At 73.6% G+C, this 21,281-nt stretch carries 22 protein-coding genes; 7 read left to right on the top strand and 15 right to left on the bottom strand.

The genetic code is table 11. The features are described from left to right. Window positions 1-10 precede the first annotated feature (10 nt). Together ACFQ8T_RS03290 and ACFQ8T_RS03285 are read left to right on the top strand one after the other, a co-directional pair. The gene (locus ACFQ8T_RS03290) at window positions 11-1,033 is read left to right on the top strand and encodes a hypothetical protein (protein WP_430545137.1); all 1,023 of its coding nucleotides are present in this window, start codon (window positions 11-13) and stop codon (window positions 1,031-1,033) included. Next, on the top strand, window positions 1,026-3,194 hold the full coding sequence (locus tag ACFQ8T_RS03285) for an HlyD family efflux transporter periplasmic adaptor subunit (protein WP_430545136.1): 2,169 nt from the start codon (window positions 1,026-1,028) through the stop codon (window positions 3,192-3,194). Before ACFQ8T_RS03290 ends, ACFQ8T_RS03285 begins: the two co-directional genes overlap by 8 nt. On the opposite strand, the gene ACFQ8T_RS03280 is transcribed toward ACFQ8T_RS03285, so the two are convergent. Both ACFQ8T_RS03280 and ACFQ8T_RS03275 read right to left on the bottom strand, forming a co-directional pair. Then, window positions 3,177-4,808, bottom strand: a complete 1,632-nt coding sequence (locus ACFQ8T_RS03280; protein ID WP_430545135.1) for a sensor histidine kinase — start codon at window positions 4,806-4,808, stop codon at window positions 3,177-3,179. The genes ACFQ8T_RS03285 and ACFQ8T_RS03280 overlap by 18 nt on opposite strands. Beyond that, complete coding sequence (locus tag ACFQ8T_RS03275) at window positions 4,801-5,589, bottom strand: response regulator transcription factor (protein WP_430545134.1); 789 nt, start codon at window positions 5,587-5,589, stop codon at window positions 4,801-4,803. Before ACFQ8T_RS03275 ends, ACFQ8T_RS03280 begins: the two co-directional genes overlap by 8 nt. 196 nt (window positions 5,590-5,785) lie before the next feature. Here ACFQ8T_RS03275 and ACFQ8T_RS03270 point away from each other — a divergent pair, with 196 nt between their 5' ends. The 4 genes from ACFQ8T_RS03270 (at window position 5,786) to ACFQ8T_RS03255 (ending at window position 9,861) form a co-directional block, all read left to right on the top strand. Next, complete coding sequence (locus ACFQ8T_RS03270; RefSeq protein ID WP_430545133.1) at window positions 5,786-6,742, top strand: polyphosphate polymerase domain-containing protein; 957 nt, start codon at window positions 5,786-5,788, stop codon at window positions 6,740-6,742. Continuing rightward, window positions 6,739-7,410, top strand: coding sequence for a DUF4956 domain-containing protein (locus tag ACFQ8T_RS03265; RefSeq protein WP_430545132.1), 672 nt, complete (start codon window positions 6,739-6,741; stop codon window positions 7,408-7,410). The genes ACFQ8T_RS03270 and ACFQ8T_RS03265 overlap by 4 nt, the downstream gene beginning before the upstream one ends. Before the next feature lie 22 nt (window positions 7,411-7,432). Then, window positions 7,433-9,076: a CotH kinase family protein gene (locus tag ACFQ8T_RS03260; protein ID WP_430545131.1), complete on the top strand. Its 1,644-nt coding sequence runs from the start codon at window positions 7,433-7,435 to the stop codon at window positions 9,074-9,076. 143 nt (window positions 9,077-9,219) lie between these two features. After that, window positions 9,220-9,861 carry a PAS and ANTAR domain-containing protein gene (locus tag ACFQ8T_RS03255; RefSeq protein ID WP_430545130.1) on the top strand — a complete coding sequence of 214 codons (642 nt, stop codon included), beginning with the start codon at window positions 9,220-9,222 and terminating at the stop codon, window positions 9,859-9,861. 43 nt (window positions 9,862-9,904) lie between these two features. Here ACFQ8T_RS03255 and ACFQ8T_RS03250 read toward each other — a convergent pair whose 3' ends face one another. From ACFQ8T_RS03250 to ACFQ8T_RS03205, 10 genes are all read right to left on the bottom strand, one after another. Next, window positions 9,905-10,708 (bottom strand): GvpL/GvpF family gas vesicle protein, encoded by an 804-nt coding sequence (locus tag ACFQ8T_RS03250; RefSeq protein WP_430545129.1) that lies wholly within the window; start codon window positions 10,706-10,708, stop codon window positions 9,905-9,907. After that, entirely contained in the window at window positions 10,705-11,034 is a 330-nt protein-coding gene (gene gvpK, locus ACFQ8T_RS03245; protein ID WP_430545128.1) for a gas vesicle protein GvpK, read from the bottom strand. The genes ACFQ8T_RS03250 and gvpK overlap by 4 nt, the downstream gene beginning before the upstream one ends. Then, complete coding sequence (locus ACFQ8T_RS03240; protein ID WP_430545127.1) at window positions 11,031-11,957, bottom strand: gas vesicle protein; 927 nt, start codon at window positions 11,955-11,957, stop codon at window positions 11,031-11,033. Before ACFQ8T_RS03240 ends, gvpK begins: the two co-directional genes overlap by 4 nt. Next, window positions 11,954-12,370, bottom strand: coding sequence for a gas vesicle protein (locus ACFQ8T_RS03235; protein WP_430545126.1), 417 nt, complete (start codon window positions 12,368-12,370; stop codon window positions 11,954-11,956). Before ACFQ8T_RS03235 ends, ACFQ8T_RS03240 begins: the two co-directional genes overlap by 4 nt. A 115-nt stretch (window positions 12,371-12,485) precedes the next feature. Further along, window positions 12,486-13,121, bottom strand: a complete 636-nt coding sequence (gene gvpO, locus ACFQ8T_RS03230) for a gas vesicle protein GvpO (protein ID WP_430545125.1) — start codon at window positions 13,119-13,121, stop codon at window positions 12,486-12,488. Further along, window positions 13,118-13,369, bottom strand: coding sequence for a gas vesicle protein GvpG (locus ACFQ8T_RS03225; RefSeq protein WP_430545124.1), 252 nt, complete (start codon window positions 13,367-13,369; stop codon window positions 13,118-13,120). The genes gvpO and ACFQ8T_RS03225 overlap by 4 nt, the downstream gene beginning before the upstream one ends. Before the next feature lie 3 nt (window positions 13,370-13,372). Next, the gene (locus tag ACFQ8T_RS03220; RefSeq protein WP_430545123.1) at window positions 13,373-14,137 is read right to left on the bottom strand and encodes a GvpL/GvpF family gas vesicle protein; all 765 of its coding nucleotides are present in this window, start codon (window positions 14,135-14,137) and stop codon (window positions 13,373-13,375) included. Continuing rightward, window positions 14,134-14,544, bottom strand: a complete 411-nt coding sequence (gvpJ, locus tag ACFQ8T_RS03215; RefSeq protein ID WP_430545122.1) for a gas vesicle protein GvpJ — start codon at window positions 14,542-14,544, stop codon at window positions 14,134-14,136. The genes ACFQ8T_RS03220 and gvpJ overlap by 4 nt, the downstream gene beginning before the upstream one ends. A gap of 39 nt (window positions 14,545-14,583) precedes the next feature. Next, window positions 14,584-15,594, bottom strand: a complete 1,011-nt coding sequence (locus tag ACFQ8T_RS03210) for an SRPBCC family protein (protein ID WP_430545121.1) — start codon at window positions 15,592-15,594, stop codon at window positions 14,584-14,586. 23 nt (window positions 15,595-15,617) lie between these two features. Beyond that, complete coding sequence (locus ACFQ8T_RS03205; protein ID WP_430545120.1) at window positions 15,618-16,544, bottom strand: hypothetical protein; 927 nt, start codon at window positions 16,542-16,544, stop codon at window positions 15,618-15,620. 393 nt (window positions 16,545-16,937) lie between these two features. Here ACFQ8T_RS03205 and ACFQ8T_RS03200 point away from each other — a divergent pair, with 393 nt between their 5' ends. Continuing rightward, window positions 16,938-17,618 (top strand): PAS and ANTAR domain-containing protein, encoded by a 681-nt coding sequence (locus ACFQ8T_RS03200; RefSeq protein WP_430545119.1) that lies wholly within the window; start codon window positions 16,938-16,940, stop codon window positions 17,616-17,618. A 35-nt stretch (window positions 17,619-17,653) separates the two neighbouring features. Here ACFQ8T_RS03200 and ACFQ8T_RS03195 read toward each other — a convergent pair whose 3' ends face one another. The 3 genes from ACFQ8T_RS03195 to ACFQ8T_RS03185 form a co-directional block, all read right to left on the bottom strand. Further along, a complete protein-coding gene (locus tag ACFQ8T_RS03195; RefSeq protein ID WP_430545118.1) occupies window positions 17,654-19,438 on the bottom strand; it encodes a thiamine pyrophosphate-requiring protein in 1,785 nt (594 codons plus the stop codon). After that, entirely contained in the window at window positions 19,435-19,689 is a 255-nt protein-coding gene (locus ACFQ8T_RS03190; RefSeq protein WP_430545117.1) for an acyl carrier protein, read from the bottom strand. Before ACFQ8T_RS03190 ends, ACFQ8T_RS03195 begins: the two co-directional genes overlap by 4 nt. 135 nt (window positions 19,690-19,824) lie before the next feature. Further along, window positions 19,825-21,174 (bottom strand): APC family permease, encoded by a 1,350-nt coding sequence (locus ACFQ8T_RS03185; protein WP_430545116.1) that lies wholly within the window; start codon window positions 21,172-21,174, stop codon window positions 19,825-19,827. Between the last annotated feature and the right edge of the window lie 107 nt (window positions 21,175-21,281).

Genomic DNA, 21,281 nt, shown 5'->3' with positions numbered 1-21,281 from the left:
GGAGAGCTCCATGACCCCCCGCACCACACGTCCCCGTCCCGGTCTTCCCCCCACCACGGGCTCCGGACGCCGCCCGCGGGCCGTGCTCCTCGGCGTCGCCGCCGTCGGCCTCGCGCTCGCGCTCGCCGGGTGCTCGTCCTCGGACGCCGCCACCTCCGACGGCACGGCCGCGGCTGGCGACCAGGCGCGGGGCCAGGCCGCACCCGACGGCGGAGACACCCGCGGCGGCGACCGCGCCCCGGGCGTCTCGGGCGAGGTCGCAGCGGTCGACGGCACGACGGCGCAGGTCCAGGGTTCCGACTCCCAGACCGCCGTCACCTGGACCGACGACACCACGATCACGGTCACCGTCGACGGCACGCTCGACGACGTCGCGGTGGGCTCGTGCGTGGTCGCGACGACGGGCGGCACCGGCGACGACGCCGCGTCCGCCGACGAGGACGCGGCTGCGGCGACGGTCGCGGTGAGCGAGCCGACCGACGACGAGTGCGCCGGCGGGTTCGGCGGCGGCTTCCCCGGCGGCGGGGACGGGCAGCGACCGGAGGGCGCACCCTCGGCCATGCCCTCCGGCATGCCGACCGACATGCCGTCAGGTATACCCACCGACATGCCGTCCGGCGGCCCCGGCGGGGGCAGGGGCGGCTTCGGCGGCCTCACCTCCGGGAAGGTCACGGCGGTCGACGGGTCCACCGTCACGGTGAGCGCCACGTCGTCCGACGGCGAGTCGGCCGAGGAGACCGTCACGGTCGACGACGCCACCAGCTACACCGTGCAGCAGGACGGCGCCGCCGACGACATCGTCGTCGGGCAGTGCGTCACGGCGCAGGGCGGGGAGGACGACGGCGGCGCGGTGACCGCGACGAGCCTCGCCGTCTCGTCCCCCGGCGACGACGGCTGCTCCACCGGGTTCGGCGGCCGCGGCGGTTTCCCCGGTGGCGCGGGCCCCGGGCAGGACGGCGGTCAGGGCGACGGGCAGGGCGACGGGCAGGACGACGTCCAGGGTGACGCGCAGGACGGTGGCAGCGATGCGTGACGCCGCCCTCCGCCGGCGGCGGGCCCGTCGCCGCCGGATCGTCGCGGCGGGCGTCGCGGTGGTCGTGCTGGGCGCCGGGGGCACCACGTTCGCGCTGCGCCCGGCCGACGCCCGCTACCGCACCGTCGCCGCGACCACGGGCGACGTCGCGCAGCACGTCGCGGTCAGTGCGACCGTCGCGTCCGCGAGCCGCGCCGACACGACGTTCGGCACGTCCGGAACCGTCGCCGCGGTGAAGGTGTCAGCCGGCGACGAGGTCGAGGCGGGCGACACGCTCGTCACGCTCGACGCGGACGAGCTGCAGGACGCCGTCGACGACGCCAGCGAGACGCTGGCCGACGCGAAGCAGACTCTCGCCGACGACCTCGAGGCCCAGGCCGACGGGACGGGCGTCGCCTCCGGCGGCACCACGTCGACGGGCACCACCTCGACGGGCAGCGCCTCGACCGGCAGCGCGTCCGGAGCCGGTGACGTCCAGGCCAGCTCCGCGGCGTCCGGCACGACGTCGAGCACGTCGTCGGGGACGGCCTCGGTACGCCTCGTCAGTGCGGCGGCCACGACCACGCCGACCGGGGCGGCAGCCACCGCTGGTCCCACCGACCTCGGGGAGGCCGTCGCGGACGCACGCGCCGCGCTCGCCACGGCCGAGACGTCCGTGCAGCGGGCGCAGGACGCGCTGCTCGCCGGGTACGAGTCCGTGGAGGACGCGCTGCTCGACGGCACGACGGCTCTGGGCGCCTCGGGCGACGCCGTGACCGCCGCGACCGGCGACGACGGCGCGTGCGCCGACGTCCTCGCCGCGGACGACACGTCGGACGGGAAGGTCACGGAGGACGACCTCACCGCCTGCGTGGACGCGATCGTCGCCGCGCAGGACGCCCTCGTCCAGACCGACACCGCCCAGCAGGCGACCGGGAATGCAGAGGGCGCCCTCACCGACCTCGTGGCCGACCTGGACGACGCCGTGACGACGCTCGGCGCGAAGGCCGACGCGCTCGACGACGCCGTCCGGGCGCTCCAGGACGCCGACGCCTCCGACGGAGGCACGCGGGACGGCTCCGGCTCCGGCGACACTTCCTCCGGGCGGTCGCCCGAGGCGGGCTCGGGCGGTTCGGGATCGGGCGACGCACCGAGCGGCACCGGCGCGGGGGACGCGCCGTCGGGGTCCGCACCCTCCGGCACCGCGGGCTCGGGGGCCGGCGACCTGCCGAGCGGCGTCGACGGCTCGGGCACAGGCGGCTCGGGCACAGCCGGCTCCGGTCCCTCCGACCTCGACGGAGCGTCGGGCACGGGTTCGGGCGCGCGCACCGGGTCCGGGGCCACGCCGGGCACGGTGACTGCCGAGCGCATCCTCGCGGACCGCGCCGCGGTCACGGTCGCGCAGAGCGGCGTCGACATCGCGACGGCGGCCGCCGCGGCGGGCACCCTGACGGCGCCCGTCTCCGGGACGGTCGCGCAGGTCGACGCCACGAAGGGCGCGAGCGTCAGCGCGGGCGACGCGGCCGTGACGATCCTCGGCGCCGGCGGCTACGTCCTGTCCACGACGCTCGACCTCGCCGAGGTCGGGTCGGTCGAGGTCGGCCAGTCCGTCACCGCGACGGTGCCCGCGACCGGCGGCGACTACACCGGCACGGTGAGCAGCGTGGGCGTCCTCGACTCCTCCGACACCTCGACCCCGGCGTACGCGGCGACGATCGCGCTCGACTCGTCCGACCACGACTCGTCCGACCACGACGCGCCCGACCACGACGCGCCCGGCGACGACGCGTCGGCCGCGGCCGACCTGCCCGAGGGCGCGTCCGCGTCGGCGACGATCGAGGTCGCGACCGTGGACGACGTGCTCGTGGTCCCGACGTCGGCGGTGAGCGCCGACGGGTCCGCGCGGACCGTGCGCGTGCTCGACGGCGACACCGTCCGCACGGTCGACGTCACGACGGGAGCCGTCGGCCCGGAGCGCACCGAGATCACCGACGGTCTGGCCGCCGGCGACGAGGTCGTGCTCGCGGACCTGGACCAGCAGCTCGTGCAGGACGACGAGGAGGAGGGGTCGGGCGGGCTCAGCGGGCTCGGCGGCTCCGGCGAGCAGTCCGGTCCGCAGGGCGGGTTCCCGGCCGGCGGGTTCCCCGAGGGCTTCCAGCCGCCGTCAGGGGGCTCGCGCTGAGCGCGGGGCGGCGTCCGCCGTACGCCCGCGCGGCAGGCGCACGGTGAACGTCGTCCCCGTCGGCCCCGTCGGCCTCTCGCCCGCCGTGGCGGACCGGACGTCGATCGTGCCGCCGTGCGCGGTCACGATCGCGTCGGCGATCGCGAGGCCCAGGCCGGTCGACCCGCCGGCCCGGTGCCGCGACGCGTCGCCGCGCGTGAAGCGGCGGAACAGCGCCGGGCGCAGGTCGGGGGCGATGCCGGGCCCGTCGTCGGTCACCTCGATCTCGACCGCGCCCGGGCGCTCGCGGAGCCGCACCGCCACGCGGCTGCCCGTCGGCGTGTGCGTGCGCGCGTTCGCCAGCAGGTTCGCCAGCACCTGGCGCAGGCTCGCCTCGTCACCGGTCACGACGAGCTCCTCGGCGCCTCCCCCACCGCCGTCGCCGTCGCCGTCGTCGTCACCGCACGGCAGCGCGAGCGCCCAGTTGTGCCCGGGGCTCGCGGCGTGCGCGTCCATCACGGCGTCGACGGCGAGCGCCGCCAGGTCGACGGGCGCACGGTCGAGCGGCCGGCCGGCGTCGAGCCGGGCCAGCAGCAGCAGGTCCTCGACGAGGCCGGACATGCGCACCGCCTCGGACTCGATCCGGTCGAGCGAGCGCGCGGTCCCGCCGCCGGGCTCGTCCGGGGCGCGGCGCACGAGCTCGGCGTAGCCGCGGATGGTCGCGAGCGGCGTACGCAGCTCGTGGCTCGCGTCGGCGACGAACCGGCGCACCTGCTGCTCCGAGTCGTGCCGCGCCCGGAGGGACGTCTCGACGTTCTCCAGCATCCGGTTGAGCGCCGCGCCGACCTGACCCACCTCGATCCGCTCGTCGGTCAGCGGTGCCGGCACCCTCGGGATGCCGGCGACGGCGCCCTGGCCGAGCTCGAGCTCCGACACCCGGACCGCGGCCGCGGCGACGTCGTCCAGCGGGCGCAGCGAGCGGCGCACGAGCCACGCGCCGACACCGACCGCTGCCAGCAGGCCCGCGACGCCGAGCGCGGCCTGCACGAGGACGTACCCGCGCACGGTCGAGTCCACGGTCGCGGTGCTGGCGGCGACGACCGCGTCCTCGCCGTCGTCGCCGGTCCGGTGCACCGCCCGGAACACGCCGAGGTCCGGCACGTCGACGTCGTGCGCCCGGCCGTCCGCGGGCACCGCCCGGAGGGCGGCGACCTGGGCGTCGTCCAGGGTCGTGCGCTCCAGCGCGTCCGACACGTGGTCGGCGAGCTCCGGCTCGCCGTCCACGGAGCGCACGACGGCGCTGCCCGGGCCGAAGCCCGCGGGGAAGTCCGACGGGTCGTCGGCGGGGGCGGGCGGCAGGGCGGCGTCCTGGCCGTTCGGGGCGTCCGAGCCGTCCGAGCCGTCGACGCCGGGAGGCCGTGGCCCGGGCCCCTCGACGAGCCGCCGGCTCGCCTGCTCCAGCCGCTGATCGGCCTGGGCCACGAGCTGGGAGCGCAGCACCGCCGTCGAGGCCGTCGCGAGGCCGACCGTCACGACGACGACCACCGCGGCGAGCACGAGCACGAGGCGACGGCGCAGGGTGGTCGGCCTCGGTGCGAGGGCCCGCCGTCCCGCTCCCGCGCGACGGTCACGCACCGGCGCCACCCTCCGTCGTGGAGGCGGCCGGCTTGAGGACGTAGCCCACCCCGCGCAGCGTGTGGATCATCGGCTCGCGGCCCTTGTCGATCTTGCGCCGCAGGTAGGAGACGTACAGCTCGACGATGCTCGACTGGCCGCCGAAGTCGTAGTTCCACACGCGGTCGAGGATCTGGGCCTTCGACAGCACGCGGCGCGGGTTGCGCATGAAGAACCGCAGCAGCTCGAACTCCGTCACCGTCAGATGGATGTCCTCCCCCGCCCGGCGGACCTCGTGCGCGTCCTCGTCGAGCTCCAGGTCTCCGACGACGAGCACGCCGTCCTCGGACCGCGTCACCGCGCCCGCGCGCCGCAGCAGTCCGCGCGCGCGGGCGACGACCTCCTCGAGGCTGAACGGCTTCGTCACGTAGTCGTCGCCCCCGACGGTGAGGCCGGCGACCCGGTCCTCGACGGCGTCGCGCGCGGTGAGGAACAGCACCGGCATCCGCGCGCCCTGGGCCCGAAGCCGCCGCAGCACGGTGAACCCGTCCATGTCCGGGAGCATCACGTCGAGCACGACCAGGTCCGGGACCATCTCGCGCGCCAGCCGGAGCGCCGACCCCCCGTCGGGCGCGGCGGCGACCTCCATCCCCTCGAGGCGGAGGGCGGACGTGAGGAGCTCGGCGAGGTTGAGCTCGTCGTCCACCACGAGGGCGCGGACGGACGACCCGTCCGGCCGGGTGAGGGGCGGCAGGTCCGCACGCCCGGCGGGCGCGGCCGGGGACACGAAGGGCGACGACATGGGCGCCAGCCTGCGGCACCCACCCCCGCGCTCCCTGTGCCGAACCTGTGAGACCGCTATGTCTTCGCCCGCGACCCCGCCGATCTCAGCGGCTGCATAAGTTGCCCCGACAGTCTGCAGGCTCCCGGTTGTTCACCTGCCGGACGGCTCGTGTTCACCCATGACGCCGGCCCGGCACCGACGAGAGGAGCGTCCCGTGCGACGTCGGTCCCGACGTACCGAACCCCGTGCGACACCGAGCGACACCGAGCCGGACCGCCCGGGCCTCCCGGCGGGGTCCGCGAGCTCGGCGCGCACCGCCACCGCGAGCCGGCTGCACGCGTTCAACCGGTTCGAGATCAAGTACCTTGTCCCGCAGGACCAGGCCGACGAGCTCCGCGCCGAGCTGCGCCGGCACATGGACGACGACGCGTACTCCGGCGACCGGGGCTACCCGATCACCAGCGTCTACTACGACACCGCCCGGCTGAAGTTCTACTGGGAGAAGCTCGAGGGCCTGAAGTTCCGGCGCAAGCTGCGCGTGCGGCACTACGGCACGGCCGACGACCTGACCCCGGAGTCGACGGTCTTCGTCGAGATCAAGCAGCGCGTCAACCGGGTCACGCAGAAGCGCCGCGTCGTGCTGCCCTACCGGGACGCGCTGCGGCTCTGCTCGCCCGAGGGCTACGAGCCGGCCGGCGAGGTCGGCGCCCGCGAGCGCGCGTTCCTCGACGAGGTGTCGACCCTGGTCGGCGAGCTCGACCTGCGCCCGACGGTGACCACCGGGTACCACCGCGAGGCGTGGGTGGGTCGCGAGGCCGACCTCGGCCTGCGCGTCACGCTCGACCACCGCCTGCGCGGGCGGGACCGCGACTTCCACCTCGCGTCCGAGGCCCCCAACCGCCTCGTGCTCCCTGCCCGCCTCTCCGTCCTCGAGGTCAAGGCCGACGAGCGCGTGCCCGCCTGGGTCACCGACCTCACCGCGCGGATGAGCCTCGACGTCGTGCGGATCTCCAAGTACTGCCAGAGCGTGCAGGCCTTCGGCCTCGCGCCGCGCTCGACCATGCACGCCCCGGACGAGCTCGGGGCCGTCCTCGGCGACCCCGCCACCGAACCCACCACCCCGCCCGGCGTCGCCGACGCCCCGAACCGAAAGAGTGTCCTCGTCCGATGAACCTGCAAGATCTGAGCGGAACCTTCTCCGTCTTCGACGTCGCGATGACGCTGGTGCTGTCCTTCGTCCTGTCCTCGGCCATCGGCTGGGTGTACAAGCGGACGCACCGGAACATCTCCTACAGCCAGTCCTACGTCCAGACCCTGGTCATCATCGGCATGGTCGTGGCCGTGATCATGCTGGTCGTCGGGTCGAACATCGCCCGCGCCTTCGCGCTCGTCGGCGCCCTGTCCGTGATCCGGTTCCGCAACGCGATCAAGGAGACCCGCGACGTCGGGTTCATCTTCCTCGTGATGGCGATCGGCATGGCCGTCGGCACGCGCTTCTACCTTCTGGCCGCCGCGGCGACCGCGATCATCCTGCTCGTCGTCTTCCTCATGCAGCGCTTCGACTGGTTCAAGCTCGACATCCAGCGACAGGTGGTCAAGGTCCAGGTGCCGCCTGAGCCGCGGTACCAGCAGGACGTCGCCGACGTGCTGGTCCGGCTGACCCAGGAGTTCGAGCTGGTGAGCGTGGAGACCGTGCGCGGCGGCGCGCTGACGGAGCTGTTCTACTCCGTGCGCCTCAAGGGCGGCGTCACGACCGCCGAGGTCATCGAGGCGCTCGGCGCGATCAACTCCGGGCAGAAGGTCACCGTCCTGACCGGGTACGACCAGTCCGACATGTGAGCGGGTGACGGACCAGATGAACGTGAGCCTCGCAGGCGTTCGCAAGCGCCTCCCCGTCCGGCTGCGCCAGCACTGGAAGCCCCTCACGGCAGGGGTGGCCGGGGTGGCCGTCGCCCTGACGTTCTTCGGGGACCTGACGATCCGGCCGTACTCGACGAGCTCGGCAGCGGTCACCGACGAAGAACGCATCACGCAGGACATCACGGGGACGGTGGACCTCTTCGACGACTCCGTGGACCACGAGATCTCGCTGTCGTACACGCAGCAGCGCTACGACGAGATGCTCGACGCCTACTTCGCCGACGGCGAGAAGGAGTGGATGTCCGCCGACATCACCATCGACGGCACCACCATCGAGGACGTCGCCGTGCGTCTCAAGGGCAACTCCACGCTGTCGTCGCTCGTCGACGACCGCGAGGGGTCCGACACCGAGGGAGAGCGCGCCCCGGGTGGCATCGGCGGCATGGGCGGTGAAGGCGGCGGCATGCCGCAGCTGCCCGAGGGCATGGGGCCACCCGAAGGCATGGAACCGCCCGAAGGCATGGAGATGCCCGAGGGTGGCGAGATGCCGCAGGGCGGGATCCCCGACGGCGCAGAGGGTGGCGGTGGCTTCGGTGGCACGGGCGTGGCCCTGACCACCGACGAGCCGGAGAACCTGCCCCTGCTGGTGAGCTTCGACGAGAACGAACCCGGCCGTGCGTACCAGGGACGGACCGAGCTCTCGATCCGGCCGGCGAGCGCGTCGAGCACCTCGTCGCTCAACGAGGCGGTCGCGCTCGAGCTCACGGCGCGGTCCGGGCAACCCACGCAGGACTCCACGTTCACCACCTACGCCGTGAACGACCGCCCGTCCACGACCCGTCTCGTCGTCGAGAACCCCGACCCGCAGTACGCGGACGAGCTCGAGGGCGAGGGGGTGCTCTACAAGCTGCTGTCGACGAGCTCGTTCGAGTACCAGGGGGACGACCAGACCGAGTACACGGACGACTTCAAACAGGTCAACCTCGTCGGGAACCAGGACCTGCAGCCGATCGTGTCGTTCCTGAAGTGGCTCGACGGCGCGTCGGACGAAGAGTTCGCCGACGAGCTCGACCAGTGGGTCGACGTCGACTCCTTCGCCCGGTACCTGGGCACCCAGGAGGTGCTCGACAACTTCGACACCATCAGCGGCCCCGGCAAGAACGCCTACCTGTACTACGACCTCGACACGGGCCTCCTCAGCGTCGTGTCGTGGGACCTCAACCTGGCCCTGGGCGGCATGTCCGGCCCCGGTGGCATGGGTGGCGGCATGGGTGGTGGCACGACGCCCGACGGCGAGACCGCTGGAGCGCCTGACGGTGCCGCACCCGGCGGCGACGCCCAGGGCCCGCCCGGGGGCATGGAGGGCGGCCCCGGCGGGGGCGGCGGCATGGGCGGGATGATGAGCCAGAACGCGCTCGTCACCCGGTTCGAGGGCGACGCCGACTTCTCCGCGATGATCGACGCCGCCGTCGACGACCTGACCACCGAGTGGATCGAGAGCGGAAGGGCCGCGGCGCTGGTCGACGAGGTGGCGGCGCGCGTGCCCGTCACCGACGGCGTCGACCAGGCGACGATCGACGCCGACGCGGAGACCGTCCGCGGGGCGCTCGACGGTGACGACGGAGGCTCCGACGTCACCAGGTGAGTGGGCTGGGCCCCTCGGCGGCTCGCGCGCCCGACGTGGTGAGGATGTGCAGATCCCCGGCTCACCCGGCAGGCCGGGGCAGCCGTCCGTACCGTCGAAGAGACGCCCCGGGGCCATCCCCCCACTCCGAAAGGAGCCCCACGATGACGCTTGCCACCCTGCCGAGCAGCGAGCTCGGGACATCTGACCATCGCCACGACGTCGGCCGGTTCCGGTACGACGTCGCGGAGGGCGCCTGGTGGTGGTCGGACGAGACGTACCGCATCCTCGGCTTCGAGCCGCACGAGGTCGTGCCGACGTGGTCGCTCCTGCTCTCCCACCAGCACACGGAGGACCGCGACGAGGTGCAGGAGGTCCTCGAGACGGCGGCGCGTACCGGCGAGGCGTTCAGCAACGTCCACCGCATCACGGACGCTCGTGGACGCGAGCGCACGCTGTCGGACGTCGGCGAGGGCCGCTGCGACCCCACCACCCGGGCGGTGACGCACGTGGTCGGCTTTCACGCCGACGTGACGTCCGCCGTCGAACGCCTCGGCGACGCGCGGGCCACGGCCAGTATCCACGCGGCCGCGGAGAACCGGGCCGGCATCGAACAGGCCAAGGGCATCGTCGGCTACGCGCTGGGCGTCGACATGGACGAGGCCTTCGCGACCATGCGCACGGCGTCCAACCACACGAACGTTCCGGTGCGACAGCTCGCCGCGTGGGTCGTGGACGCCGCGACCGGGCCCCAGCGCGACGCCGAGCGCGTCGCGGACATCGTCACCGACCTGGCCGGGCTGTAGGCGACCTGCGTCCGGTCGCGGTCTCGGCGCCGACGTGGGTCCCTCAGGTCGTCGGGGCGAGATCGGCGAAGGAGTACGGCGGCCAGGGCCCGACGAAACGGATGCGGGCGGCGGGCTCCTCGTCACGAACCCGCGCGAGCTCACCTCCCACGCGCTCCACGCCGTCCGACGGCACCAGGAGGGCCACCGACAGCACGGGCACGACGCCGGCGGGCGGGTGCGCGCGACGGGTCTCCGTCACCTCCTCGGCCGTCGCGGAGAGGCGGCGCCGCAGGGCGGGGTAGAGGTCGTCGGCGAGGGCGTCCGTCGCCTCGCGCTCGAGCTGCTCCAGCCGCTTCGTCAGCAGGCGGCGGACGCCGGGCGGTCGCGACTCGAGCTCGGCCCGCAGCGCGTCGGCGCGGGGGTCACCCGCCGCCGCCTCGTGCTGGTCGATCCCGATCTCCACCTGGAGCTCCCCGCGCCCGGCGAGCTGCGCCAGGCGCGCGTCCAGCCGCTCGGCGTGCTCGCCCAGCCAGCTCGTCAGCCGCTGCCGCGCGGGCTGGTCCGAGGTCCCCGCGACGATCACGTTGAAGCTCATCGGCAGCACCGCGTCCGCGGCCTGCCACAGCCGGTCCACGACGTCGCTGTGCTCCACCACCCAGCGGCGCACGTCGTCGTCCGGACCGGAGTACGGCGCCGCGCCGTGCCGGTGCACGACGGCCGTCAGCCCCCGGGCCGTGACCTGCTCCACCGCAGCCCCGTCGATCCCCGTGCCGAGGTCGTCCGGGGCTCCGCGGGCCACCGCGTACACGTACAGGCCGTCGGTGGCCCCCTGGTCCGTGGTCGCGCCGTCCGTCCCGGCGGTCATGCGCGTCCCCGCGTCCCGGCCTCGTCGTCGACCCAGCGCGAAGGGTTCACGAGCCTGTCCACGACGTCGTCCACCACGTCGTCGAGGCCCTGGCGCAGGTCGGCGACGGAGGCCGTCAGGCCGTGGTCGGCCTTGATGGACTCGAGTGCGTCGTCGAGGTCGAGCAGCGCCTGTCCGAGCCGCTCCTGCTCCTCCTCGGTGAGCTCGCCGCCCTCGAGGCGGCGGAGCGCCTGGCTCTCCAGGGCCTCCTGGATCACCTCGACCAGCGTCACCACCAGGGTGAGGACGCCGTTCTTCAGGCTGTGTTCGTCGATCGTCAACGTCATGAGTCGCCTCCCCGGGGAGCATGGGCGGATGCGGCGAGGGCCCGTGCCCACGCGGCGTCGCGGGTGGCCAGCCGTACGGTGCCCGAGTCGCCCGTGACGACCAGCACCTGCCGGCCCACGGGGGCGCGGCCGGTCCGCGCCTGCACCTCTCGGACCTCGCGAAGGCGGACGGCGGGCCGTGCGTCGCCGACCCCCTGCCAGGTCAGGCCGTCCGGGCCGAGGGTGCCGGTGCCGCCCCGCCAGACGGACGGGCCCGCGCGCTCCTCGCGGTACCAGACCGGGGCCTGGTGGCCCGCCGAGGGCCGCGCGGGGCCGCTCGTGCCGCCGCTGCGCAGCAGCGCCGCCAGCCGGTCCGGCGCGGCGGCGGACAGCAGCGTGGTGCCGGCGGGCGTCGTGACGGCCAGCCGCTCGCGCTCCTCGCCGCCGATCGCGAGCTCGGTGCGCACCTCGACGTGGGTCACGTCGTCCAGCGCGGCCTGCCACAGCAGCTCGCGCGGGTCCGCGCGCCAGACGAGGAGGCGTCGCGTGGTGAGGTACACCGTGCCCGGGCGCCAGACGGTCGCCGGTTCGTCCTGGCGGTGGCCGCCCGCCATGCGGGCCACGACCTCCTCGTCCGGCTCCAGCGGCACGTGGCGAGCGAGGGACTGCCGCACCCAGGCACGGGTCTGCTCGTCCCAGTTCCGCATCATCCCGTGCTCGAGCATGGTCTCGATGCCCGCGATCGCCGCGCGGAGGTTCACCCCGATCAGCGGGATGTCCGCCACCGTGATGATGAGGTCGAGGTCCAGGTACACGCCCTTGTTCAGCAGGGAGTCCAGCAGGTCGGGCAGCGTGGCGTGCAGGTCGCGGGTCGGCTGCAGCGCGGCGCCGTCCTCCGCGGGCGCGCGGAGCGACGGCGTCGCGCGGGCGAGCGTGTCCGTCATCGTCCGCTCCCGCCCGTGGCCTTCCCGTCGGGCTCGTCGTCGTCGGACGTCGTGCCCTCGACCTCGGCCCGCGGGACGTCGCCGCGCTCCGCCAGGGCGCTCTGCCACCCGCACCACGGGCAGTACTCCTCGAGCAGCTGCTTCGTCGGTGCGGTCTTGCCGCAGCTCGGGCACGTCTCCTTCGGTTCGATCGCCTGCTGCCAGGCCACGGTGTCCCTGTCCGTGCCCGCCGGGAACTCGAGCCCGTACCGGGCGGCGGTGTCGAACGACGCGAGCGCCGCACGGATCCGGATGCCCAGCAGCTCGACGCCGGCGACCGACACCATGATGTCGGCGTTGACCACCAGGCCCTTGTCGAGCAGCGTCTCGACCACCTGCATGAGGGTGCCCTCACGCGCGCGCTGGGGTTCCATCGGGCCTTGTGAGCCGGGGACCACCGTCATGCTGCGCCGCTCCCTCCTGGTTCTGTTCGGGACGTCACTGATCGGGACGTCGGGTTCGCCTCGGCGCGTCTCGCCACGGCGGCGGTCACCGTTCCGTACGCCCTCGGACGTACCGGCGCCCGCGCGTCACGCCGCGCAGCCCGCCGTCCGCGTCGAGGCGCACCTCGTACTCCGCGAGGACGTCGGACGTGCTGGGCACGTGCGCGTCCTCCAGCACCTCCACCGTCACCGTCCAGCCCTCGTCGTCGTGGTCGATGCCCACCACCCCTTCCGGACGGTGGTGCGAGAGCTCCTTCAGGTGCTGGACGGCGCGTCGGGCCGCGCCCTGCGCGTCCAGCCCTCCGGACGGCGACGGCTCGGGGTCCGACGGCTCGTCGGCCCCGGCCGGCTCCTCCGGCGCCTCGCCCTCGCCCGAGTCCTCGTCCTCGTCGAGGCCGTCGTCCTCAGGCTCGTCGTCCGAGGCCTCGTCGTCGGGTGGCTCGTCACCTTCGGGCTCGTCGTCCGCTGCCTCGTCGTCCGGGGCCCCGTCCTCCGGGGCGGGGTCGTCGGGTGGCTCGTCACCTTCGGGCTCGTCGTCCGCTGCCTCGTCGTCCGCTGCCTCGTCGTCCGCTGCCTCGTCCGCGGACTGCTCCTGCGCGGCGTCGTCCGCGTCGTGCGTCGCGGGCGGTCGGCGGCGTCGTGCCGGGGCGTCGTGCGCCTGCGTCTTGCGTGCCGGGCTCATGCTCCACCTCCTCGGCGTCGTCGGCTCGACTCCATGAGCCGGGCGACGAGCTCACGCTCGGTCGCGTCGGCCTCGGCGTCGTCGATCGTGCCCTCCTCCCGGGCGCGGGCGACCTCGTCGAGCTTCCGCCGGATCGTGCCGGGGTCGTACAGCTCGCGCTCGGCCTCGGAGCGGACCTGCTCCGCCACCCACACGACGCCACGCACCGGAGCGAGCGGCAGGGTGACGAGGGCGGTCAGGAGTCCCACGGCTCACACCTCCTCGGCGAAGTCGTAGGCCGCCTGCGGTCCTACGAGGCGCACGGTCATGCGGTCGGCGACCTGGGCGGCGAGCGCCTCCAGGGCCTCCTCCAGCGCTGGGACGTCCTCACGCCGCACGAGGAGCGCGAGCTCCGCCACGTCGCCCGTCCGCGTCACCTCGTGGCCGCTGGTCGCGCGCGCGAAGGGGGCGACGGTGCGGGAGAGCCGCTCCGCGTCGGCGGGTCGCCGCGCGTCGAACCCTGCGACGACCAGCTCGCCGAGCCGGATCCGCTCGTCGTACGTGGCCATCTCGTCCCGCCCCCGCGTCCGCTCGCGCAGGTGGCGGATCTCGGGATCGTCGGCGACGAGCTCCGCCAGCACGGCCCCCTCGCGGTACCGCGCCGAGACGGTCAGCTGCACCGCGCCGTCCAGGGCGCGGAGGTCCGCCGCGTGCCGGTCCTGCCGGTCTGCAGGCACCGCCTCCTCGAGCGCGCCGGACGTCGCCAGCGTGCCGAACTGCACGGGGAGCACCGGGACGGCGTCCGCGACCGCGTCGAGCACGCGGGCGTGGTCGCGGACGTCGTCCGGCAGCCCCACCTCGCGGTCGGACGGGGCGTCCGACACGACCGCCCGGAGGCTGCCCAGCGGCTCGGCGCGCACGGCTTCGCCGGCGATCCCGGTGAGGCCCGAGGGCAGACGGGCGTCAGCCAGGACCAGCCCGTACAGGTACAGGTCGTGCGTGCCCACCACGGGGACTTCCTCGGTGCGGACCGTCACGAGGCCTCCTGGCGGCTGCTGCTGCGGCGGCGGGAGCGCTGCGGCTTCTCGTCGTCCTCGTCGTCCTTGCCCCCGGTCAGCGCTTCCTTGGCGCCGGAGACCATGCCCTTGGTCTTGCCCTTGGACCCGCTCTCCGAGATGTCGTCGATCAGCTCGGGCAGCTCGCGGCCCCCGGTCTGCTCCAGGTCGAGACGGTTCGTGGCCTCGGCGAAGCGCAGGTAGGTGTCGACGCTCGCGATGACGATGCGCGCGTCGATCGTGATCAGCTCGATCCCGACGACGGAGACCCGGACGAACGCGTCGATCACCAGCCCCTTGTCGAGGATGATGTTGACGACGTCGGCCAGCGACGACGACTGCGGGCGGTCCAGATAGCCGCCCGAACGGCGGGTAGCGACCTCACTCATGCTTCCTCCTCGCTGCGTGCTCGGTCAGACTCGTCTGTCTCAGCGGGACCGGCGACGCCTCGGCTTGGGCTCTTCCTCGGACTCTTCCTCGGGCTCTTCCTCGGGCTCCTCGTCGGACTCCTCGGGCTCCTCGGCGCCCTCTTCACCTCCCTCGGCGCCCTCCTCACCCTCCTCGGCGCCTTCCTCGTCCTCCTCGGCGCCTTCCTCGTCGCCCTGGTCCTGCTGTTCCTCGGCGACCACGTCCTCGTGCGAGCGGACGATCTCCTCGTCCTGGATCTCCGCCCGGTAGCCCTCGAGGTCGTCCGGGTGGAGCACGACGTCGGTCATGACGTGGTGCACGAAGAACTTGAGCTCGAGCCGCAGCCGGCGCCCGACGGGCCGCCACACGTTGGCGACCTTCTCCATGAAGCCGCGCGGGCGGTACTCGACGACCACGACGATGCGGGTCAGGTCGTCCGCCAGCGGGTGGAAGGTGACCGCGCCGCTGAGCGTCCCCTTGTCGCCGGTCGAGTCCCACACGACCCGCCGGGTCGCGATCTGGTCGACGATCGTCGCCTCCCAGCGCCGGTTCGACCAGAAGACCTTGCCCTCGAACGAGACCGTGCCCTCGTCCTCGTCGAGCTGCGCCTTCTCGACCTTCTTCATGAAGTCGGGCCAGGTGTCGTACTCCGTCCAGGCGTTGTAGACGACGTCGATCGGCGCGCCGACGTCGATCGCCTCGACGATGTTGATGAACCGGTGGCCGCCGCCGCTGCCTCCGTCGTCGCCCCCGCCGCCGAAGATGCCGGACACCTTGTCCTTCACCGCCGCCACGGCGGACTTCGCGCCCGCCTTGAGCGGCGAACCTCCCTCCGCGAGTGTCTTGGCGCCCTCGGCGACCGCGGAGCCGCCGGGGTTCTGGGCGTAGTCGGTCAGCTTGTCCGTGACCGAGCCGACCTTGTCGCTGACGGTGCTGACGGCGCGGTCGCCGAACGCCCGCGCGAGGCCGCCGATGGACTCCTTCAGGCCGCCGAGGCCGTCGGACGTGGGGGACTTGGCACTCTCGCTCATGACTCTCTCCACTCCGCTCGAGTTCAGGACGACGTGCGCGAGGATCGGGAGCCGGTCGACTTCGAGCCGGTCGACTTCGAGCCCGACGACTTCGAGCCGGACGAGCGCGAGCCGGACGACTTCGAGCCCGACGAGCCGGACCTCGACGACGAGCGGGACGCGCCGGACGACGACCGGCCCCCCGACGACGCCGAGCGCGTCCGCGTGGAACCGGAGGAGCTAGCCGCCGACGTCCCGCTCTGGGCGGACGCAGAGGTCTTGCGTCGGCGCGACGGCGCCTTCTTCTCCTCAGGCTTCTCCTCGGGCTCCTCCGCGGGCTCGTCAGCCTCGTCGTCAGCGCCCTCGGCGCTCTCGTCGCCCTGATCCTCGGACTCGTCGGCCTTGCCCTCCTCGGGCGCCTCCTCGTCCTCAGCGGCCTCCTCGTCCTCAGGTGCCTCGTCCTCGGGAGCGGCCTCGTCCTCCGGAGCCTCGTCCTCGGGAGCGGCCTCGCCCTCCGGCGCCTCGTCGTCGACGTCGTCGGTCGTCTCCTCGTCCTTCCCACGCCGACCGCCGGCCTCGAGCCGTGAGGTGAGGTCGTCGACCCGGCTGGTCACGGCAGCGAGCGCGGCGACCTTCCCGGCATCGACGAGCCGCCCGGTCACGTCGCCCGTCAGGCGCTTGATCTCAGGCGAGGAGGCGAAGTCGCGCAACCCGCCCAGGCCGTCGAGCAGCGCTCCGCGCGCCGACTCGTCCCGCAGGCGGTTGCCCGCCACGGCCGCGCTGAGCAACACGGCCGTCTTCAACTTCTTGGTCCTACCGAGGAGATACCCGCCGAGGAGTATCCCTGCGAGCTTCAGCTTGTCGTCCATCGCAACCCCAGGGGTGGTTGGTCGGAGGCCAGCGCTCTGCTTGACTGGTTTGAACAAGGTGGCACAAACGCGACCTGCTCGCCCGACCGTTGCTGTCCGCACGGAAACTGAGGGTGAGCGGTGGCGGCCCTCCCACTGGGGCCGACCCCGCCCGCCGGGTGGGCAGAAGCGCAGGTCACGGCGCTGCCCACTCCCGCGGGACGCGGGGTCCGACCCGTCCTCGACACATGCTCTCGCCGCCGGTCGACCCGCCGCGACGCACGATCATGAGGGTGGCTCGGAGCGCCGGCGGGCGCCGGTGCCCGGGGGCTTGCGAGCAGCGCCGGCGGACCTCATGCTGGGTGCGCGGTACCGGACAGCACTGTGCGGTACCGCGCCAGAGTCTCAGCGTCGAACTCCCCCCGACCGCGTCTTTCGACACCGGATACCCGCAGCCACCGGCAGTCCAGGGTTCACACGAAGACCCGTGGCGGCGCGTCGACGGGAGGCAGGATCGTGGGCGACGACCAGCAGCACGAGGAGGACCTCGAAGCAGCCCTCGCACCGGGGAGCCGGCCTCCGCTCGGCCGCTACCGGCTCGACCTCGCCACCGGCGAGTGGGCATGGTCGGACGAGATCTTCGAGATGCACGGCTTCCAGCCCGGAGAGATCGTGCCGACCACCGATCTGATGCTCGCGCACAAGCATCCCGACGACCGTGAGCGGGTCGACAGCGTCCTCAAGAAGGCTGCTGCGACGGGCGAACCGTTCAGCTCGGTCCATCGGATCCTCGACGCACAGGGCGGGACCAGGACACTGGCGGTGACCGGCCAGGGCCGAGCCGATCCCGTGACCGGGCGGGTCGCCGAGCTCTTCGGCTACTTCATCGACGTCACCGAGGCGAGCCGAGGGCTGGCCCAACGCGAGGCGACCGCGTCGATCCGGGCCGCCGCACAGAGCCGGTCCACGATCGACCAGGCCAAGGGAGTGCTGGTCGTCGGACTGTCGCTGGACGAGGACGAGGCGTTCAACCGTCTGCGTACCGCCTCGAACCACAGCAACATCCCCCTGCGGCAGCTGGCCGACAGGCTTCTGGCAACCTTCTCCCGACCAGGGACCACGTCGTTCCCCACCCGGGAAGACCTGACGGCGTTCCTCGCCGATCCGCGTACCCCGTCCGGCTCGCCGGGCGCGTGAGCTGCCCCGCCGGCCGGCCCGGGCTGCGGTCAGGCTCAGCCCCGCGACTCGTGGCGGTACTGCTCCGTCAGCAGGCGTGCGGCACGGTCGGCGCCCGCCGGCTCCTGTCTCAGTCCCTGCAGCATCGTGTCGACCTTCTCCTGGGTTGACCTGGGCGGCAGCAGCGGTGTGTCCGGGTCGACCACGGCGTGGATCACCACGGGCCGGTCGGCATCGAGGGCACGACGCCACGCCGCCTCGACATCCTGGGCGCTCTCGACCCGGGTGCCCGCGAGGCCCAGCATCTCGGCGTACTCCGCGTAGGGGAACGCGGGCACGCGCTGCGAGTCTCCGAAGCGCGGGTCCCCCTCCATCTCGCGTTGCTCCCACGACACCTCGGCCAGGTCCCCGTTGTCGAGAACGAGCACCACGAAGCGTGGATCGTCCCAGTCGCGCCAACGGTCGGCGACGGTGATGAGCTCGGACAGCCCGTTCATCTGCATCGCGCCGTCGCCCGCGAGCGCCACCACCGGCCTGTCGGGGTGCAGCAGCTTGGCTGCGATCCCGTACGGCATGGCGGAACCCATCGAGGCCAGCGTGCTGGACAGGTGGGCGGGCACCCCCGGTGGCAGCCGGAGGAACCTCGCGTACCAGTACGTGACCGAGCCGACGTCGACCGCGACCTGCGCGTCGCGAGGCAGGTGCGCGGACAGCTCGTGGATCACGCGCTGCGGGTTGAGCAGCCGGGTCTCCTGGGCGACGCGCTGCTGGGCCACGCCCCGCCAGGCGGCGACGGTGCGTTCGACCTCCGGTCGCCAGCCTGCCCTCTCGGGCAGGAGCGGGAGCAGGGCGTCCAGCGTCTGCCGCGCGTCGCCCACGAGCGCGACGTCGACGGGGTGCTTGGTCCCGATGTGGCGGGCCGTGATGTCGACCTGGACGGCCCGGGCCTGGCCGGGCGGCGGGTAGTACTCCGTCCAGGGGTCGTTGGACCCGACGATCAGAAGGGCGTCGCACCCGGCCATCAGGTCGGCCGAGGCGGTGGTCCCGAGGTGTCCCATGACGCCGCAGTGGTAGGCCAGCGTCTCGTCCAGGAGCGGCTTGCCCAGCAGCGACGTCGTGAGGCCGGCGCCGAGCCGCTCGACGACCCGTCGTACCTGGTCCTCGGCCCCGGCGGCGCCCTGGCCGACGAGGACGGCGGCCCGCTCGCCCTCGGAGAGCACGTCAGCGGCTGCCGCCAGCGCGTCCTCGTGGGGGATCGTTCTCGGCGTCGCGAACGCCGTCGAGCTCGGCACGAGGCCGTGCGCGTGCCGGCCCGGCTCGGGTGCGTCCGCCTTCTGCACGTCGTGCGGGACGATGATCCCCACCGGGCGGGAGGTGGCCAGGGCCGTGCGGAAGGCGTCGTCGAGGACGTGCGGCACCTGCTCCGCGGTCGTCACGCTCTGCAGGTAGGGCGCGCAGGCGTCCTTGAGCACCGAGTGCAGGTCCAGCTCCTGCTGGTAGCCGGACCCGAGCGCGGTGCTCACGACCTGCCCGACGATCGCGAGGACGGGCCGCCCGTCGAGCTTCGCGTCGTACAGGCCGTTGAGCAGGTGCACCGCTCCCGGTCCCTGGGTCGCGAGGCAGACGCCCACCCCGCCGCCGTACTTGGCGTGCCCCGACGCCATGAAGGCCGCCATCTCCTCGTGCCGCGCGGTGACGAGCTCGATGTCCGCCCGCCGCCGGCGCAGGGCGCCGAGCAGGGGGTCGACGCCGTCGCCGGCGTACCCGAAGACCCGCTCGACGCCCCAGTCGAGGAGCCGGCCCACGAGCGCGTCGGCGACGGTCCCCGCGTCGGTGCTCACCCCTGGCCGCCTCCCGGCGACGTCGCGGAGGTGCCGTGCTGGGTGAGCTGCCCGAGGAACTCGTGGCACCGGTGCGCCCGCTGCGAGTCCTCGGCCATCACCTGCTCGAAGAAGGCCGCGATCTCCTCCTGGCCGGCGTTGCGCGCGTCGCGCACGTACTGCCCGTAGTCGTGGCCCGCCTTGAGCGAGTGGTACTGCACCGACACCAGGTCGTAGGTGACGTCGTCGAAGCCGGTCTCTCCGGTGGCCATGGTCGTCCTCCGATGGCGAGAGGGGACGGCCCGCTGCTGGACCTCTCACCACCGTCGCAGTCCTGCCCGTGCTCGCAAACCGACACCGGCGCCGCTCTCGTCACCGACGTCGCACGGGCTTCCGGTCAGGCGAGGTCACGCCACCTCGTCGCGCGCGCGGGTCGTGCGTGTGGCCACCCAGCGTGTCAGGAGGTAGACGACGAGACCCACCGCGACGAGCACACTGGCCAGTGCCCAGTGCTGCGCCTCCTGCTGGGTGAGCAGGACGAGGCAGGTGGCGATGGCGAGCACCGGCAGCGCCGTCGGCGACCGGAAGTGGTCGTGATCGACGTCGTCGCGGCGCAGCACGAGCACGGCGACGTTCGTCGAGAGGAACACGAACAGCAGCAGGAGGACGACGGTCGAGGCCAGGTCGACCAGCTCCCCCGTCGCGGCGAGCACGATGGCGACGGCGGTGGTCACCAGGATGGCCACGCCCGGCGTGCGTCGGCGCGGCAGCACCCGCGCGAGCGGGGCGGGCAGCAGTCCTTGCTTCGCCATGCCGTACGAGAGCCGGCTCGTCATGATCATGGTCAGCAGCGCGCCGTTGGCGACAGCGACGAGCGCGATGACGGCGAACAGCTCCGGCGGGACGGCGCCGGCCACGCGGACGACCTCGAGCAGCGGCCCGGAGGACGCGGCGAGCTCGGCCGGCGGCACGACCGCCGGCGCGACGAAGCCGAGGAGCACGTACACCGCACCCGCGGTGGCGAGCGCGCCGAACAGGGCCCGCGGATAGACCCGCGAGACGTCGCGGACCTCCTCGGCGAGGTTCGCCGACGTCTCGAAGCCGACGAACGAGTAGAACGCCACCAACGCGCTCCCCAGGACGGCGAGACCCACCGACGTGTCCTCCGGAGGGGTGAACGCCCCGCCGAGATCGGCGTCACCACGGCCGATCACCCATGCCCCCAGGACGATGACCAGCACCAGGCCGGCGGCTTCGATCACCGTCATCACGACGTTGGCGCGCAGCGACTCCTTGATGCCCCAGGCGTTGACGAGCGCCACGACGAGCAGGAAGAAGATCGCCGCGGGGACCCGCGGGACGTCGAGGAACGCGGTGAGGTACTCCCCCGTGAACGCCAACGACAGTCCGGCAGCGCTCACGACTCCCGCGGCCAGCATGCAGAAACCCACGAGGAACGCGACCAGCGGGCTGCGGAACGCCTTCTCGGCGAACACCGCCGACCCGCCCGCCCGCGGGTACTTGGTCACGAGCTCGGCGTAGGAGAACGCCGTCAGCATGGCCATGGCGAGCGCGATCGCGAAGGACAGCCACACCAGGCCTCCTGCTTCGCCGGCCATCTCACCGATGAGCGCGTACACGCCGGCACCCAGCACGTCCCCGAGGATGAACAGGAACAACAGCGGCCCCGTCACCGCTCGTCGCAGGCTGGCGGGGCCGGCAGCTCCACCGGATCCGGACGTCTCAGTGCTGGTCATCCGGAGAGTCTGGATGGCGCGGGCCGTCCACGCCCGCCGGGGGTGCGGCACGGTCCCGCCGTCCGCGGCCGCAGTGAGGCGAGGAGGGCGATGACGTCCCGCAGGTG

This window comes from Isoptericola sp. NPDC056618, from assembly GCF_042792715.1.
GTDB lineage: Bacteria > Actinomycetota > Actinomycetes > Actinomycetales > Cellulomonadaceae > Isoptericola > Isoptericola nanjingensis.
The sequence above is the reverse complement of the archived record's forward strand: the minus strand, read 5'-3'. Positions and strand labels throughout refer to the sequence as shown.

Bases quoted from the DNA above. Each gene is read 5' to 3' on its own strand.
- ACFQ8T_RS03290 (WP_430545137.1), top strand. From the start codon at position 11: ATGACCCCCCGCACCACACGTCCCCGTCCCGGTCTTCCCCCCACCACG.
- ACFQ8T_RS03285 (WP_430545136.1), top strand. From the start codon at position 1,026: ATGCGTGACGCCGCCCTCCGCCGGCGGCGGGCCCGTCGCCGCCGGATC.
- ACFQ8T_RS03275 (WP_430545134.1), bottom strand. From the start codon at position 5,589: ATGTCGTCGCCCTTCGTGTCCCCGGCCGCGCCCGCCGGGCGTGCGGAC.
- ACFQ8T_RS03265 (WP_430545132.1), top strand. From the start codon at position 6,739: ATGAACCTGCAAGATCTGAGCGGAACCTTCTCCGTCTTCGACGTCGCG.
- ACFQ8T_RS03255 (WP_430545130.1), top strand. From the start codon at position 9,220: ATGACGCTTGCCACCCTGCCGAGCAGCGAGCTCGGGACATCTGACCAT.
- ACFQ8T_RS03250 (WP_430545129.1), bottom strand. From the start codon at position 10,708: ATGACCGCCGGGACGGACGGCGCGACCACGGACCAGGGGGCCACCGAC.
- gvpK (WP_430545128.1), bottom strand. From the start codon at position 11,034: ATGACGTTGACGATCGACGAACACAGCCTGAAGAACGGCGTCCTCACC.
- ACFQ8T_RS03240 (WP_430545127.1), bottom strand. From the start codon at position 11,957: ATGACGGACACGCTCGCCCGCGCGACGCCGTCGCTCCGCGCGCCCGCG.
- ACFQ8T_RS03235 (WP_430545126.1), bottom strand. From the start codon at position 12,370: ATGGAACCCCAGCGCGCGCGTGAGGGCACCCTCATGCAGGTGGTCGAG.
- gvpO (WP_430545125.1), bottom strand. From the start codon at position 13,121: ATGAGCCCGGCACGCAAGACGCAGGCGCACGACGCCCCGGCACGACGC.
- gvpJ (WP_430545122.1), bottom strand. From the start codon at position 14,544: ATGAGTGAGGTCGCTACCCGCCGTTCGGGCGGCTATCTGGACCGCCCG.
- ACFQ8T_RS03210 (WP_430545121.1), bottom strand. From the start codon at position 15,594: ATGAGCGAGAGTGCCAAGTCCCCCACGTCCGACGGCCTCGGCGGCCTG.
- ACFQ8T_RS03190 (WP_430545117.1), bottom strand. From the start codon at position 19,689: ATGGCCACCGGAGAGACCGGCTTCGACGACGTCACCTACGACCTGGTG.
- ACFQ8T_RS03185 (WP_430545116.1), bottom strand. From the start codon at position 21,174: ATGACCAGCACTGAGACGTCCGGATCCGGTGGAGCTGCCGGCCCCGCC.